The organism is Streptomyces sp. AC512_CC834 (genome assembly GCF_019049325.1).
Lineage (GTDB): Bacteria > Actinomycetota > Actinomycetes > Streptomycetales > Streptomycetaceae > Streptomyces.
Window position 1 is genome coordinate 45509 of sequence record NZ_JAGMUO010000061.1, and the last position, 14091, is coordinate 59599.

Sequence of the window (14091 nt, forward strand, 5' to 3'; positions counted from 1 at the left end):
TGGGACGGCCGGGCCCCGCGGCCGGTGCGGGCGCGGAAGCACGTCGCGGCGGGTGCCGGTCGCGACGTACCCGGGCACCTGGGTGTCCGGCTCCGCCAGGCGGGTGCCAGGATGAGCTGTCATGTCTGCTGGCGGAATGTTGCGTACGCTGCGGGCCGCGGTGTTCGCGGCCGTCTGTGTCGTGCTCGCCGCCGTCGGCCACGTGCTGATGTCCGGGACCGGACTGCCCTGGTGGGTCCTGCTGTCCGGCCTCACCGCGGTCGGTGCCGTGGGCTGGTCCTTCGGCGGCCGGGAGCGGCGGCTGCCCACGGTGGCCGCTCTGACCGTGGCCGCGCAGACGGTCCTGCACATCGGCTTCACCCTTGCGCAGTGGGCGGCCCAGCCGTCCGCTGCGGCGCAGGGCACGCAGAGCGTGCAGCAGTGGGCGAGGTATCTGCTCTGCGGGGCCGAACCCACCCCCGCCCAGGCGGCCCGGGCCTACGACATCGCGCAGCGAGCCGGTCTGACGCAACACCTGCACCACACGTCCGGCCACGACACCGCAGCCGTGGCCTCCACGACGGGTACGCCGGGCGCATCGGGGATGTCCCACGTGGGGCACATGACGGACACCACGTCCTGGGGCATGCTCGCCGCCCACCTGCTGGCCGCCGTCCTGTGCGGACTGTGGCTCGCCCAGGGGGAACGCGCGGCCTTCGCACTGGTACGCGCCTGCGCCGACCGCGCGTTCGTGCCGCTGCTGCTGGTGCTCACCGTCCTCGTGCCGCTGTCGCGTCCGCCCGCCTTGGGGCGGCCCGCCCGGCAGACTCGCCGGCTTCTGCGGCAGCGCCTGCTCGTCCACACCCTCGCCACCCGCGGCCCTCCCGGGGAGACCGCTGTCGCCTGACAGCCGGTTCACCGTCGTCGCCTCCCTGCGCCGGCGGTCTCCCGTGCGCGCGTCCGCGCGGACGGGTCTCCCACCTGTGCGGCGGGCCCACGGCCCCCGGGCCCCTCCCCGCCACCGCCGTACGGGATCTTGCCGAGGAAGGACCACGGGACCATGAGCCCTGCCCTGCCCGCCGTGACCGACGAGACGGTCACCGCATGGGCGCTCGCCGCCGCCGGCGGCGACAGCGAAGCGGTCGACCGCTTCGTGCGCGCCCTCCAGCGCGACGTACTGCGCTATGTGGCGTACCTCGCCGACGACGCACAGGCCGCCGACGACCTCGCCCAGGACACGTTCCTACGGGCGCTGACCTCCCTGCACCGGTTCGAGGGCCGTTCCTCGGCCCGCGTGTGGCTGCTCTCGATCGCCCGCCGGGCGGTCGCCGACAGCCTGCGGGGGGCCGCCCGCCGTCCGAAGACGGCCAACACCCCCGACTGGGAGGACATGGTCGAACGCGCCCAGCCGAGCGGACTGCCGGGCTTCGACGACGGAGTCGCCCTGATGCACCTGGTCGATGCCCTGCCCCGCGACCGGCGTGAGGCCTTCCTGCTCACGCAGGTGTACGGCCTGCCGTACGCGGACGCCGCGAAGGTGGCCCGGTGCCCGGTCGGCACCATCCGCTCCCGCGTCGCCCGGGCCCGGCTGAACCTGGCCGAGATGATGGCCGACGAGCCCGGCACCACCCGCCGGTACGAACCGGCCGCGGCCTGACGGACCGGCACGTCCGAGTCCGCGTGCCCGCCCGGGCACGCGGGCCGCACACCGCCATGGCGGCATCTCCCCGTACGCATCACGCTCACCGATCCTGCTGACGAGGTAAGCGCTTTGATCGCACAGGAGTAGTTCGACCCGGTCCAGGTTCTGGCCCGGGCACTGGTGGACGCGGTATCCGAAGGCCGGGTGTCCGGCGGGAGGCTGAACATCAGTCCTCCGCCGGCCCGCACCGGCTGTCCGCCGATGGTGAGGTCTTCCCGGGCCACGCGCACGATCACGTTGTCGGCGATGGCGGGGTAGAGCTGGTCGGGGTGGCGCAGCAGGGTCAGGGTACTCAGGGCGGTCGTGCCCGCGGTGGTCTCGTGACCGGCCACCAGCAGTGCCATCGCCATGGGGACGGCTTCCTCGAGAAGGGCAAGTCCGAGCTGTTGCTCGCCGGACTCGACGACAATTGCCGTGAGTTGGCCGGACGTATGCGTCAAGCGGCACAGTCGGCGCCCGGCTCCGATCCGTGGACGGCTCTGCGGGCCACCGTCGACACATACTGCCGATTCGCCACGCGGCAGCGGCAGCGCCACCGGCTCATGTTCCACATCGGGCCGACGCCGGCAGAGCCGCGGCCGGCCGGAGCGCACCCGGGAATCCACGTGATGGCTGTCCGGCGCGAGGCCGTCCACGGATACCTGACCGACCCGTCCGCGGGTCCCGAAGGGAACCCGGGCGCCTCCTCACTGACGGCGGAGGAGATGACACGGCTGTTGTGGAGCGGCCTGCACGGACCGTTCGGCATCCGGTGGATCACCACGCACGACGAGCCGGCCCAACAACCCCTGGCCCCACTGCAGAGCGCCCTGCTCGTCTCCCTGTTCGGCCGCTGCCGACCCTCGCCCGGATCCGGCGTCATGACGGGGCCTCAACCCATCATCAGCGCGGACGCGCGAGGCGCGAGGAAGTGGTCCATCACCAGTTCGGCGGCGCCGACGGCGGCCACCTGGTCGCCCACGGCGGATCCCTGCACCATGACCCGCTCGCGCGCCACCAGTTCGCGACCGACGAGGTCGGGTACGACCGGGAGGAACTCCGGGCTGAGCCGGCTCCACAGCGGTCCGCCGATCACGACCCGCGGCACGTCCAGCAGGTTCACCAGCACGCCGAGGCCGACCGCGACCCGGCGTGCCGCGCGTCGCAGGATGCGGGAGGCGACGGCGTCGCCCGCGGACGCGAGGTCGCACAGCGTGGAGCAGGCGTCGTCGACGGCGACGTAGTCGTTCAGGTTCGGCAGCGGCATCAGGCCCACTCGGGCGGCCTGGAGCACGAGCGCCTCCGGAACGCAGGCGGCGGCCAGGCCGCCGCGGCGGCCGCTCCACTCCAGCTGTTCGGCATCGGGGTCGACGAGCAGGTCACCGACCTCGCCGATGTTGTTCGTGGAGCCGCGGACGACGTGGTTGTCCAGCACGACCGAGGCGCCCACACCCGATCCCAGGTAGAGGAAGACGAAGGTGTTCGACCTCTCCTCGGAAGAGCGGAGCTCCGCCGTGGCAGCGGCCGTGACGTCCTTGTCGAGGAGGACGGGCAGCCCGGTCGCTTCGTGGAGGTCCGCGCGGAGTCGGACGTTGCGCCAGTTGGGCAGCTGGGGCGGGTCGAGCAGGAGACCGGCGTCGACGTCGAGCGGTCCCGGGGCCGCGATGCCCAGCCCGAGCACCTGGGCTCTGTCAATGCCCGCCTCGGTGATCAGACCGTCGACTGCGTCGGCGATGAAGGTGGTCGTCTCCGACGGGTTCGTGGCCTGCGGCGTGCGTTCCTGGCGTCCCAACCGCACCTGGCCGTCGAGATCGAGGAGTACGACAGTCAGTCGGGCGGGGTCGATGTGCACACCGACCGAGTACGCTCCGTCCGGCTCGATGACCAACGGGATGCTCGGGCGGCCCCGGGCGTTGCCCTCCGGCGCGCTTTCACGGATCAGCCGGTCGTCGATCAGTCGACGGGTGATGTTGGAGATGGTCTGGGAGCTCAGACCGGACTCGCGCTGCAGGTCGGCTCGGCTGACCCCGGGCGACCGGCGGACCACGTCCAGCACCACCGCCTGGTTGTAGTCCGCCAGCCGGAGCTGGTTGCTCCCTCGCCGCATGCAAACCTCCGCACGTCCGTCGAGGACCGGCGATCAACACAGACCTCGAGTTATTTAATCAAGTGGATCGATGATAGATGTCGGCGAGGTGGTCCCGTCCAGCCCGTCCAGGTGTCACGCAACCTGCCCAAGTGCTGCACAGAAACCCTTGACGAAGTACAAGTCGGGTACTTACGATCGCTCGAACTTTACCCTATCCGATGGATAAAAGCATGGGGCGGAACCACAGTCAGGAGAGGTGACGCAATGGGGCGCAACCGTGTCCTTGCCAGTGCCGCGGCCGGAATGCTGCTGGGAGGGGCACTGACGGCCTGCTCGAGCTCAGGGGGAGAGGAGGGCCCGGTGACCATCAAACTGCTGGAGTACCAGGAGGCCCGTGCCGAGGTCGTCAAGGACCTCATCCCCGCGTTCGAGAAGGCGATGGCCAAGCAGGGGCGGGAGGTCGAGGTCGAGCTGGTCACCGACCCACTCACCGACGAGCAGTTCCGGACCAAGATCACGCAAGAGCTGCACTCCGGCTCCGCGCCGGACGTCATGGACATGGGCGGCAGCTACGTAACCGGTCTGGCCGGAGCCGGCTATCTGCTGAACCTCGACGACCACCTGGACGAGTGGGACGGCTGGGACCAGTACTACCCCTCGGTGAAGGACGGCGCCCGACAGCCCGACGGCAGCTTCTACTCCGTCCCGCACGAAGCGAGCATCCAGAGCCTCTTCTACCGCAAGGACGTGCTCAAGAGGTTGGGCGTCGACACCTCGCAGCCGCGTACGTGGGACGAGCTGATCGGCAGGCTGAAACAGGTCCGTGCCAAGACCGGTGAGGCTCCCCTCGTCATTCCCGCCGGCACCGCCTGGGGCGGCGGGTCGTGGTCGGAGGGCTTCCTGCCCGTCATGGCCGGTACCGGCAGCACCTTCTACGACGCCAAGTCCAAGAAGTGGGACCTCGAGAGCGAAGGGCTGTCGGCCACCTTCGACCTGTACGACAACCTCGTCGACGCCGACCTGCTCCCGGTCCGGGACCTGCAGAACCCGAATCCCTGGGAGGCGACGAAGTACGAGAAGTTCGTCGAGGGCACGCTCCCGGTCGCGGCCCAGGGCAGCTGGGGATGGAAGTACGACTGGGGTCCCGAAGGCGCGGCGCCGATCGAGGACGTGCGCGAGAAGGTCGGCACCTGGGACTACCCGGCTCTGGTCGCGGGCACAAAACCCTACTCGGTCGGCGGTGGCGGCTTCGGCTACAGCGTCAACGCCGACAGCCCCCACGCCGACGCGGCCGTCGAGCTGGTGAAGTGGCTCAGTTCCGGGACGGCCCTGGCCGAGCAACTGGCCGCGGTGGGGGCGATCGCACCGCGCAAGGACCTGGCCGACACCGCCCCGTACAAGGACGAGCCGTCACTGATCGAGGCGGAGCGCAAGCTGAAGACCAGTGTGCAGCCACCGCGGGGCGACGGCGAGGACCAGGTGTCCCAGGCGGTCCAGAGCGCGACGGAGAAGATACTGTCCGGCGACGCGGACGGCCCCGAGGCCGCGGACGCCTTCGCGGACGAGGCCAAGGAGTTGCTCGGCGACCGGGCGGCGCGATGACCGCGGTCGAGGCCCCCGCCGGGCGAGCGGGCCGGCGACGGCGCGCGCGCTGGGCACTGCCCCTGTTCCTGGGGCCCTCGGTCGTCCTGATCGCGGTCTTCGTCATCGCCCCCGCCGGCTACGGCCTCTATCTCGCCCTCACCAACACGCAGTTGACCGGCTTCGCCGCCCGTGACCCGCAGTTCGTGGGGCTGGACAACTTCCGAAACCTGCTCGGCTCCAAGGACTTCCTCTCCTCGCTGGGCCGCACCGGTGAGTTCGTGTTCTGGTCGGCCATCGTCGGGCAGACGGTACTCGGCATGCTCGCCGCACTGCTGCTGCGCCAGAAATGGCTTCGCGGCAAGGGCGTGTTCGGGGCGCTGGTGCTGCTGCCGATGGTGGTCCCGGAGGTCGTCGCGTCGCTGACCTGGGCGAGCGTCCTGTCCTCCGACGAGGACGGCACCTTCAACCGGCTGCTCTCACTGTTCGGCAGCGGGGCGGCGGCTCCGCTGCAGGACTCGCCGCTGACGTCGATCGTCATCATCAATGTGTGGCGCGGTATCGCCTTTGCCATGATCATGTTCCAGGCCGCCCTCGAGGACGTCCCCGACGAGCTGATCGAGGCCTCGCGGATGGACGGTGCGAGCGCGCTCCAGGTCTTCCGGTACATCACCCTGCCACTGATCCGCGGTCCGGTCTTCCTCTACCTGCTGCTCACCACCATCACGACGGTCGGCGTCTTCGGCCTGGTCTACTTCCTGACCCAGGGGGGTCCCGGACAGGAGACGGAGCTGGCCTCCATCTACGTCTTCCAACGTGCCTTCCAGTACTCGCAGATCGGCTTGGGCAGTGCCGCCTCGGTGATCCTTCTCGTCCTGCTGACGGTCCTGGGCCTGACCTACGCCCGGCTGTCCAAGGTGGAGGTCTGATGACGGCCACGACAACGGTCGAACCCCGCAAGTCCGCCGAACCCGCCGGCCCGCGTCGCCGTACGCCGACGCGGACGCGAGTGCAACACGCGTTGCAGTACGTCCTGATGGTGCTGCTGGCGCTGTTCTGCGTCGTACCGTTCGCGTGGGTCGTGTTCACGGCGGTGGACGCCGACGGAGGACCCACAGTCGGTCTTCCGGCGTTCACGCTGGACAACTTCGTCCGGTTCTTCACGGACGGCGACACGCCCCGACTGTTCCTGAACAGTGTCATCGTGTCGTTCGCGGCGACCGCCCTGAACCTGGCCTGTGGCGTCTTCGGTGCCTACGGGCTGTCCCGCTACCGGTTCCGCGGGCGGCGGACCTTCATGTTCGCGATCCTGCTGATCCGGGTGATCCCGCCGCCGGCGACGATCGTGGCCCTGTACCTGCTGATGGTCAAGATGCACCTGGACGACAGCTACCTGGGTCTGATCCTGGTGGAGGCCGCGTCGGCGCTGCCGATCACCCTGTGGCTGCTGAAGGGGACGATCGACGCCGTTCCGTTCGAGCTGGAGGAGGCGGCCTGGCTGGACGGGTGCACGCGGTTCAGCGCCGTCCGCCGGATCGTCCTGCCGTTGGTCGGGCCCGGGATGGGCGCCGCGGCGATGCTGACGTTCATGGCCGTGTGGGGGGACTTCCTCACGCCGCTGGTGTTGTTGCAGTCGCCGGATCTGTATCCACTCTCCATCGGTCTGTTCCGCGCGTTCACCGCCTTCAACCAGGTCGACTGGGGTGTGCTCGCCGCGAGTTCCGTCGTCTACACGGTGCCACCGGCCGTGCTCTACGTCTTCCTGCGACGGCATCTGATGCATTCGAACCTCAGCGGCGCCATCAAGAGCTGACGGCTCCCGAACGCCGTCCTGCCCGAAAACACCGTCCAGCAGTAAGTATGAGGAGACGCTCTCTTGGTTGACGACAACCCGAACGGCCGGGTGCAGCTCGACGCCACCGCGCTGGCGATGCTTCGGGTTCGGCGCTTCACCAGGTTCCGGATCCGGCCCGCCGTCTACCGCGACAGCTGTCCGACCACGATCACCGCGTGGACGGTCGGAGGTGAGCCCGTGCCGTTCGCCGCCGCCGTCACGCAGACGTACCGGCCCTTCGCGCCCGGTCAGCCGTGGGGACGGCCCTGGGACACCACCTGGTTCGACGTCCGCGGCGAGGTGCCCGAGGACTGGGCCGCGTCGGGGGCCGAACTCGTCGTCGATCTCGGCTTCACCGGCGATCAGCCGGGTTTCCAGGCCGAGGCGATGGTCTACCGGCCGGACGGTGAGATCATCAAGGCGATCGAGCCCTACAACTCCTGGGTCGCGCTGCCCGATCCCGGGCCCTTCCGGCTGCTGATCGAGGCGGCCGCGAACCCCATCGTCCAGGTGCCCTACGAGTACGAACCCACGGCGATGGGCGACAGGGCGACCGCCGGGGACGAACCGCTGTACCGGCTCACCGACCTGTCGGTCGCCGCCCGCGACCAGGAGGTGTGGGAACTGCTCCAGGACGTGACCGCTCTCGACGGGTTGGTCGACGTGCTTCCGGAGCAGGGAGCGCGGCGGGCGGAGATCGTGCACGCCCTGGAGCGGATGGTCGACGTCATGGACCCCGAAGACGTGGCCGGCACCGCCGCGCGTGGACGGGAGGTCCTCGCACCGGTGCTGGCCGGCCGCGCGGCGGACAGCTCGCTGATCGTGTCCGCGGTCGGGCACGCCCACATCGACTGCGCATGGCTGTGGCCGACGCGGGAGACGGTACGGAAGGTGGCGCGGACGTTCGCCAACGTGCTGGATCTCGGCGAACGCCACCCGGAGTTCGTGTTCGCCGCGTCGTCGGCGCAGCAGTACGCCTGGCTCAAGGACACCCAGCCGCGCCTGTTCGAACGGGTCCGCCGGGCGGTGGCCGACGGTGTCATCCGCCCCGTCGGCGGCATGTGGGTCGAGTCGGACACCAACATGCCCGGCGGTGAGGCACTGGTCCGCCAGTTCGTGCTCGGCAAGCGCTTCTTCGCCGAGGAGTTCGGCGTGGACAGCGAGGAGGTGTGGCTGCCCGACTCGTTCGGATACACCGCGGCCATGCCGCAGATCGCCCGGGCCGCGGGCGCCCGGTACTTCCTCACCCAGAAGCCGTCCTGGAACGAGATCAACCCGATGCCCCACTCCAGCTTCCACTGGGAGGGCATCGACGGATCCCGGGTCTTCACCCACTTCCCGCCGGCCGAGACCTACAACTCCGATCTCGGCGCCGCCGACCTCGCCCGCACCGAACGGACCTTCCGGCAGAAGGGCAAGGCACGACACGTCCTCGGGCTGTACGGATGGGGCGACGGCGGTGGCGGCCCCACCCGGGAGATGCTGGCCGCGGCCGAACGCAAGCGCGACCTCGACGGATCCCCACGGGTGCGGATGGACGATCCCGGCAGCTTCTTCCGCACCGCCGAGGCGGAACTGCCCGCACCGCCGGTGTGGGTGGGCGAGATGTATCTCGAACTGCACCGCGGCACACTGATCTCCCAGGCGCGGAGCAAGCGCGGCAACCGCCGCAGCGAAGCCCTGCTCCGCGAGGCCGAGCTGTGGGCGGCGACCGCGGCCGTGCGCCGGGGAGCCCGGTACCCGTACGACGAGCTGCGGCGGATCTGGGAGACGGTGCTGCTGCTGCAGTTCCACGACATCCTGCCGGGCACCTCCATCGCCTGGGTCCACCAGGAGGCCGAGGCGGAGTACGAGCGGGTGGCGAACGAGCTGACGACCATGATCACGACCGCCCTCGACGCACTGCGCGGTGATGCCGCAGCCCGCGCGGACACGGCCGGCACCCTGGTCGCCGCCAACGCCGGCCCGTACGCGCGGCGCGGCGTACCGGCCATGGGTCTCGGACCGGCGACAGAGGCCCCGGCGGCCGTGCCGCGTCACCAAAACGACCGGATCGTGCTCGACGACGGGACGCTGCACGTGGAGATCGATCGCCGCGGCACACTCGTGTCCGTCCGCGATCTGCACGCGGACCGGGAACTGCTGCCCTCCGGTGTCGCGGGCGGTGTCCTCCAGCTCTTCCGCGACACCCCGCGGGAGTGGGACGCCTGGGACATCAACGACGAGGACAAGCGCAGTGGCAGTGACCTCGTCGAGCCGGCGTCGATCGACATCGTCGACGACGCGGTGGTGGTGCGGCACGAGCGCGGACAGACGGTGATCACCACGTCCGTCCGGCTGTCCGAGGGCCGGATCGACTACGCCTTCGACATCGACTGGCACGAGTCGCAGAAGCTGCTCAAACTCGCCTTCCCGCTGGACATCCGCACCGACCGGGCCACCTCGGAGATCCAGTTCGGCCATCTGCACCGGCCGGTCCACCAGAACACCTCCTGGGACGCCGCCCGGTTCGAGACCGTCGCGCACCGGTGGATCCACGTCGGCGAGCCCGGCTACGGCGTCGCCATCGCCAACGACGTGGTCTACGGCCATGACATCCGAGGCGGGCAGGCGCCCGACGGCCGGCCCATGACAACGGCCCGTCTCTCGCTCCTGCGCGCGCCGCGCTACCCGGACCCGAACGCGGACCAGGGGCGACACACGTTCTCCGTCAGCGTGCGCCCCGGCGGGATACCCGACGCGGTCGCGGACGGCTACGCCCTGCAGCTTCCGCCGCGCACGGCGCCGGGCACCGCCGTCGAGCCGCTGCTCGAGGTGAGCGATCGAGCCGTCGTCGTGGAGAGCGTCAAACTCGCCGAGGACCGCTCCGGAGATCTCGTCGTGCGCCTGTACGAGGCCCACGGCAACCGCTCCCGCGCGACCGTGCGGACCGCGTTCTCCTGGAGCGAGGCCGTCGCCACCGACCTGCTGGAGCGTGCCGTGGACAGTGCGGCGGTCCGCGCGGCGGCACCCGGCACCGAGGTCGCGCTCGAACTGCGCCCGTTCGAACTGCTCACCCTTAGATTCCGCGACCCCGTGGTCTGACAGCCCTGTCGGCCACCCCGCCGAAGAACATCCCACCGGCTCTGAGCGGCACGCGGCGACGCGTCCGACGGAAAGGCTGTCCCCATGTCGATCGATCGATCCGAGCCGCCCCGGCCGGAGTATCCGCGACCGCAGTTCCGGCGCGATCGCTGGCTGAACCTCAACGGCAGCTGGGAGTTCGAGATCGACCGGTCCGACACCGGCCGGGAGCGCGGGCTGGCCGAGCGAGGACTGGCCGGCGAGATCCTGGTGCCCTTCGCCCCCGAATCGAGGCTCTCCGGCGTCGAGGAGCAGGACTTCATGCGGGCGGTCTGGTACCGCCGCCTGATCACCGTGCCACGGGACTGGGCGGGCCACCGGGTGCTGCTGCACTTCGGTGCGGTCGACCACGACGCGACCGTCTGGGTGAACGGCGTCGAGGTCGGGCGGCACCGGGGCGGGTTCTCCGGCTTCGGGTTCGACATCACCGACGCCGCCCCCGCCGGGGTGCCGGTGCCGCTCGTGGTGCGGGCCCGGGACGAGCCGGAGGCTCCGCAGGCCAGAGGCAAGCAGTCGGTGGCGTACGCGCCGAGCGGGCCCAAGTACGGGCGTACGACCGGCATCTGGCAGACCGTCTGGATGGAACCGGTGCCACCGACCGCCATCCGCCGCCCCCGCATCACACCCAACCTCGCGGCCGGAGCCCTCGACGTTCAGGTGCCGCTCTCGGCGAACCTGCCCGGCGGCGCGGTTCATCTCCGGGTCCGCGACGAATCCGGCGAGGTGGTGCGCGGCAGCGTCCGCGCCGACCTGGACCTCGCGCCGCGGCTGAGCCTGGTGCTGCCACCGGAGCGGATCCGGACCTGGTCGCCGTCGGACCCGCATTTGTACGGCCTCGACATCGAGTTGCGGGACGCGGACGGACGGGTCGTCGACACGGTCGAGTCGTACGCGGGCCTGCGCGGCGTCGCGGTCACCGGCAAACAGATCAGGATCAACGGCGAGGTCGTCTTCCAACGACTGGTACTGGACCAGGGCTACTACCCGGACGGGCTGATGACCGCGCCCAGCGACGCCGACCTGGTCCAAGACATCCGACTCGGCCAGGCGGCCGGCTTCAACGGTGCGCGGCTGCACCAGAAGGTCTTCGAGGAGCGCTACCTCTACCACGCCGACCGCCTGGGCTACCTGGTGTGGGGCGAGTTCGGCGACTGGGGCTGCAACACCGAGGAGGGTCGGTCCACCAACCAGCGTCCGGACGCGTCGTACGTCCAGGAATGGCTGGAGGTGCTGGAACGGGACCACTCCCACCCGTCGATCATCGGCTGGTGCCCGATGAACGAGACCTGGCAGGCCTACGGCGACAGGATCACCGCGCTGGACGACGTGATGCGCGGGATGTTCCTGGCCACGAAGGCCCACGACACCTCCCGGCCGGTGCTCGACACCTCCGGCTACGCGCACCGGATCGTCGAGTCCGACGTGTTCGACAGCCACGACTACGAACAGGACCCGGACACGTTCGCCGCCAACCACGCCGCCCTCCACGACGGCGAGCCCTACGTGAACCGGTCGGACGACACCGGCGAATCCTGGTCCGTCGGCTATCGCGGCCAGCCCTTCTTCGTCAGCGAGTTCGGCGGCATCTGGTGGAATCCGGCCGAGGCCGACCGGCCGCAGTCGGACGCCACCTCCTGGGGGTACGGCAACCGGGTGCACGGCGTCGAGGAGTTCCACACCCGGTTCGAGGGACTCGTCGCGGCGCTGCTCGACCACCCGGACATGTTCGGATACTGCTACACACAGCTGACCGACGTCTTCCAGGAACAGAACGGCGTCTACGGATTCGACCGGTCGGAGAAGTTCGAGACCCGGCGCATCCGCTCGGCGCAGCACCGGCCCGCGGCGATCGAAGCCGCCGCACGGGAGCAGGACGCTCCGACGGACGCGAAGCGGACCGACGAGGAGATCAAGCGGTAGTCCCGACACGGGCCCGGCCCGGCCCGACGCCAGGCGTGTCCGTGCGGCTCCGCGTCGTGACGTCGCCCGACGGCTGCCAGGACCAGCGCCGAGACGAGGACGAGACAGGCGGCGGCCGAGAGCAGTCCGAAGGCACGGTGGAAGCCGCCGAGGAGGGAATCGGCCCGGGGCGCCACGATGACGACGCAGGCGCCGCCCAGGCTCCGTCCCAGACGCTGAGCGATGTTGGCGATGGTCGTGGCGTCACCGAGACGGTCCTTGCCGGCCCGGACGGCGGCCGTCAGGGCCCGGCAGCCCGGCGATGCCGACGCCTGTGCCACGGACGGCCTGGAGCGCCTCCACGGTGACGAGGTCGGTGTCGGCGGGAAGGAGGACGAAGGGGAGTGTCGAGCCGATCGTGACGATCAGCCCGATGACACATGCGGCGCCGGCACCGATCCGGTCGGTGAGGCGTCCGCCCACCCGCATCGCGACCGCCGCGCCCGCTCCGTAGGCCGGCAGCAGGAGCCCGGTCGCGATCACCGTCTGACCGCGAAGCCGCTCGTAGCAGAGGGGCGGCAGGACAAGCCCTCCGAACAGACTGAGTCCCGTGAGGAAGGCGGTCACGAGCGCCGTTGTGCAGGTGGGCCGGCGCAGCAGGCCCAGATGCAGCAGGGTGGGGCGCGCGGTACCGCTGGTGCGCAGGCGGGCCTCGACCAGGTAGGCGATCAGCAGCAGCGCGCCGGCACCGGCGAGGACGGCTCCGCGGACGCCGGCGGCTCCCGCCCCGCCGACGCGGGTGAGACCGAATGACAGGAGCGGCAGGCCGGACGTCGGCAGCGCCAGCCCGACCACGTCGAGTCGCGCCGTCCGGTCGGCGTCGTTTTTCGGAAGCACCCGCGATGCCAGGAGCAGCGCGGCGGCCCCGACGGGCAGATTGACCAGGAACAGCCAACGCCGCCCGAGACTGTCGATCAGCAGACCGCCGAGGGTCGGCCCGATGGCCGGCGCGAGGACGAGTGCGATCCCCGCGGTGGACACGACCCGGCCGATCCGGGACGGATCGACCGCGTGGAAGACGATGCTCTGCCCGGCCGGGACCAGCAGTCCCCCCGCCGCGCCCTGCAGGACCCGGGCGACGACGAGGACCGTCGGGCTGGGAGCGAACGCGCACAGCGCCCAGCGGGCGCTGAAGCCACGAGCACGCGGGCAACGCCGTCGCCAGGCCCACGTTGACTAGGGAGGTGTCCAGGCCAGCCATGAAGCCGCCCGTCATGGTCAGCGCGATCAGCGGTCCCACCCCGCCCCTGAGGCGGGGCCGGTGTTCGACGGTCACCGCCGCACGACCCAGCGGGAGAGCGCGGCGGCGAGAGCCTCGGCGGCGCGGTCAAGGCCGTCGGCGTCGCCCGGGGTCTCCTGTGCGGCCCACACGATGACGCGGCCGGGACGGACGAGGAGGCCGGGCCCCTCGTTGCCGGCGTCCGCGACGGGCGACCTCGGTCCGGAGCTCTTGCACGGCGGCGGCGCAACGGGCGTCCGGGGAACGGTCGACGAGGACGAAGCGGCCGTCGTGGGCGTGATCGGCGAGGCGGCCACCGCTGACGAGGGCGGCATCGCCGATCAGGGAACCGACCGGGCCCGCGGACCGGGGAAGCCCGAAGCCGGCCGGTGGTCGTCGACGTGCTGAGCAACCTCGGTGTCGCCCACCACGCCAGTGGGTTCGTCGGGCGGCCGATGCCGCAGCTCGACCTCGACGTGATGGTGCGCGAGGCCGTGGGACCTCGACGACGTGCGGGAGCGCTGCGTCCGGCTCCTGGAGGAGTTCGACCCCGACCGGTCGAGCGCGGCACAGCGCAGGCTCGACGACCGCGAGGCGTTCGTGCTGTGCACCAGCCGCCCCCGGCG

At 70.9% G+C, this 14091-nt stretch carries 10 protein-coding genes and 1 pseudogene; 8 read left to right on the forward strand and 3 right to left on the reverse strand.

Annotated elements, in window-relative coordinates; genetic code table 11:
* The first annotated feature begins 121 nt into the window (after window positions 1-121).
* The 3 genes and pseudogenes from KUM40_RS21850 to KUM40_RS42710 form a co-directional block, all read left to right on the forward strand.
* Complete coding sequence (locus tag KUM40_RS21850; RefSeq protein ID WP_217167721.1) at window positions 122-886, forward strand: hypothetical protein; 765 nt, start codon at window positions 122-124, stop codon at window positions 884-886.
* Window positions 887-1039: 153 nt separating this feature from the next.
* Window positions 1040-1636 (forward strand): sigma-70 family RNA polymerase sigma factor, encoded by a 597-nt coding sequence (locus KUM40_RS21855; RefSeq protein WP_217167722.1) that lies wholly within the window; start codon window positions 1040-1042, stop codon window positions 1634-1636.
* 476 nt (window positions 1637-2112) lie between these two features.
* A pseudogene (locus KUM40_RS42710) lies at window positions 2113-2406 on the forward strand (hypothetical protein); the annotation flags it as partial.
* 146 nt (window positions 2407-2552) lie between these two features.
* On the opposite strand, the gene KUM40_RS21865 reads toward KUM40_RS42710, so the two are convergent.
* A complete protein-coding gene (locus KUM40_RS21865) occupies window positions 2553-3767 on the reverse strand; it encodes an ROK family transcriptional regulator (RefSeq protein ID WP_217167723.1) in 1215 nt (404 codons plus the stop codon).
* Between the two features lie 342 nt (window positions 3768-4109).
* Between KUM40_RS21865 and KUM40_RS21870 the strand changes: the two genes are divergently transcribed.
* The 5 genes from KUM40_RS21870 (at window position 4110) to KUM40_RS21890 (ending at window position 12207) form a co-directional block, all read left to right on the forward strand.
* Window positions 4110-5351, forward strand: a complete 1242-nt coding sequence (locus tag KUM40_RS21870) for an extracellular solute-binding protein (RefSeq protein WP_308401204.1) — start codon at window positions 4110-4112, stop codon at window positions 5349-5351.
* Window positions 5348-6259, forward strand: a complete 912-nt coding sequence (locus tag KUM40_RS21875; protein WP_217167725.1) for a carbohydrate ABC transporter permease — start codon at window positions 5348-5350, stop codon at window positions 6257-6259. The genes KUM40_RS21870 and KUM40_RS21875 overlap by 4 nt, the downstream gene beginning before the upstream one ends.
* On the forward strand, window positions 6259-7143 hold the full coding sequence (locus KUM40_RS21880; protein WP_217167726.1) for a carbohydrate ABC transporter permease: 885 nt from the start codon (window positions 6259-6261) through the stop codon (window positions 7141-7143). The genes KUM40_RS21875 and KUM40_RS21880 overlap by 1 nt, the downstream gene beginning before the upstream one ends.
* Before the next feature lie 117 nt (window positions 7144-7260).
* Window positions 7261-10248, forward strand: a complete 2988-nt coding sequence (locus KUM40_RS21885; RefSeq protein ID WP_217167744.1) for a glycoside hydrolase family 38 C-terminal domain-containing protein — start codon at window positions 7261-7263, stop codon at window positions 10246-10248.
* 84 nt (window positions 10249-10332) lie between these two features.
* Window positions 10333-12207 (forward strand): glycoside hydrolase family 2 protein, encoded by a 1875-nt coding sequence (locus tag KUM40_RS21890; protein ID WP_217167727.1) that lies wholly within the window; start codon window positions 10333-10335, stop codon window positions 12205-12207.
* A gap of 243 nt (window positions 12208-12450) precedes the next feature.
* Here the strand turns inward: KUM40_RS21890 and KUM40_RS21895 are convergent, their stop codons facing one another.
* Both KUM40_RS21895 and KUM40_RS21900 read right to left on the reverse strand, forming a co-directional pair.
* Window positions 12451-13362: an MFS transporter gene (locus KUM40_RS21895; RefSeq protein WP_217167745.1), complete on the reverse strand. Its 912-nt coding sequence runs from the start codon at window positions 13360-13362 to the stop codon at window positions 12451-12453.
* Between the two features lie 156 nt (window positions 13363-13518).
* The gene (locus tag KUM40_RS21900) at window positions 13519-13800 is read right to left on the reverse strand and encodes a hypothetical protein (RefSeq protein ID WP_217167728.1); all 282 of its coding nucleotides are present in this window, start codon (window positions 13798-13800) and stop codon (window positions 13519-13521) included.
* Window positions 13801-14091: the final 291 nt, after the last annotated feature.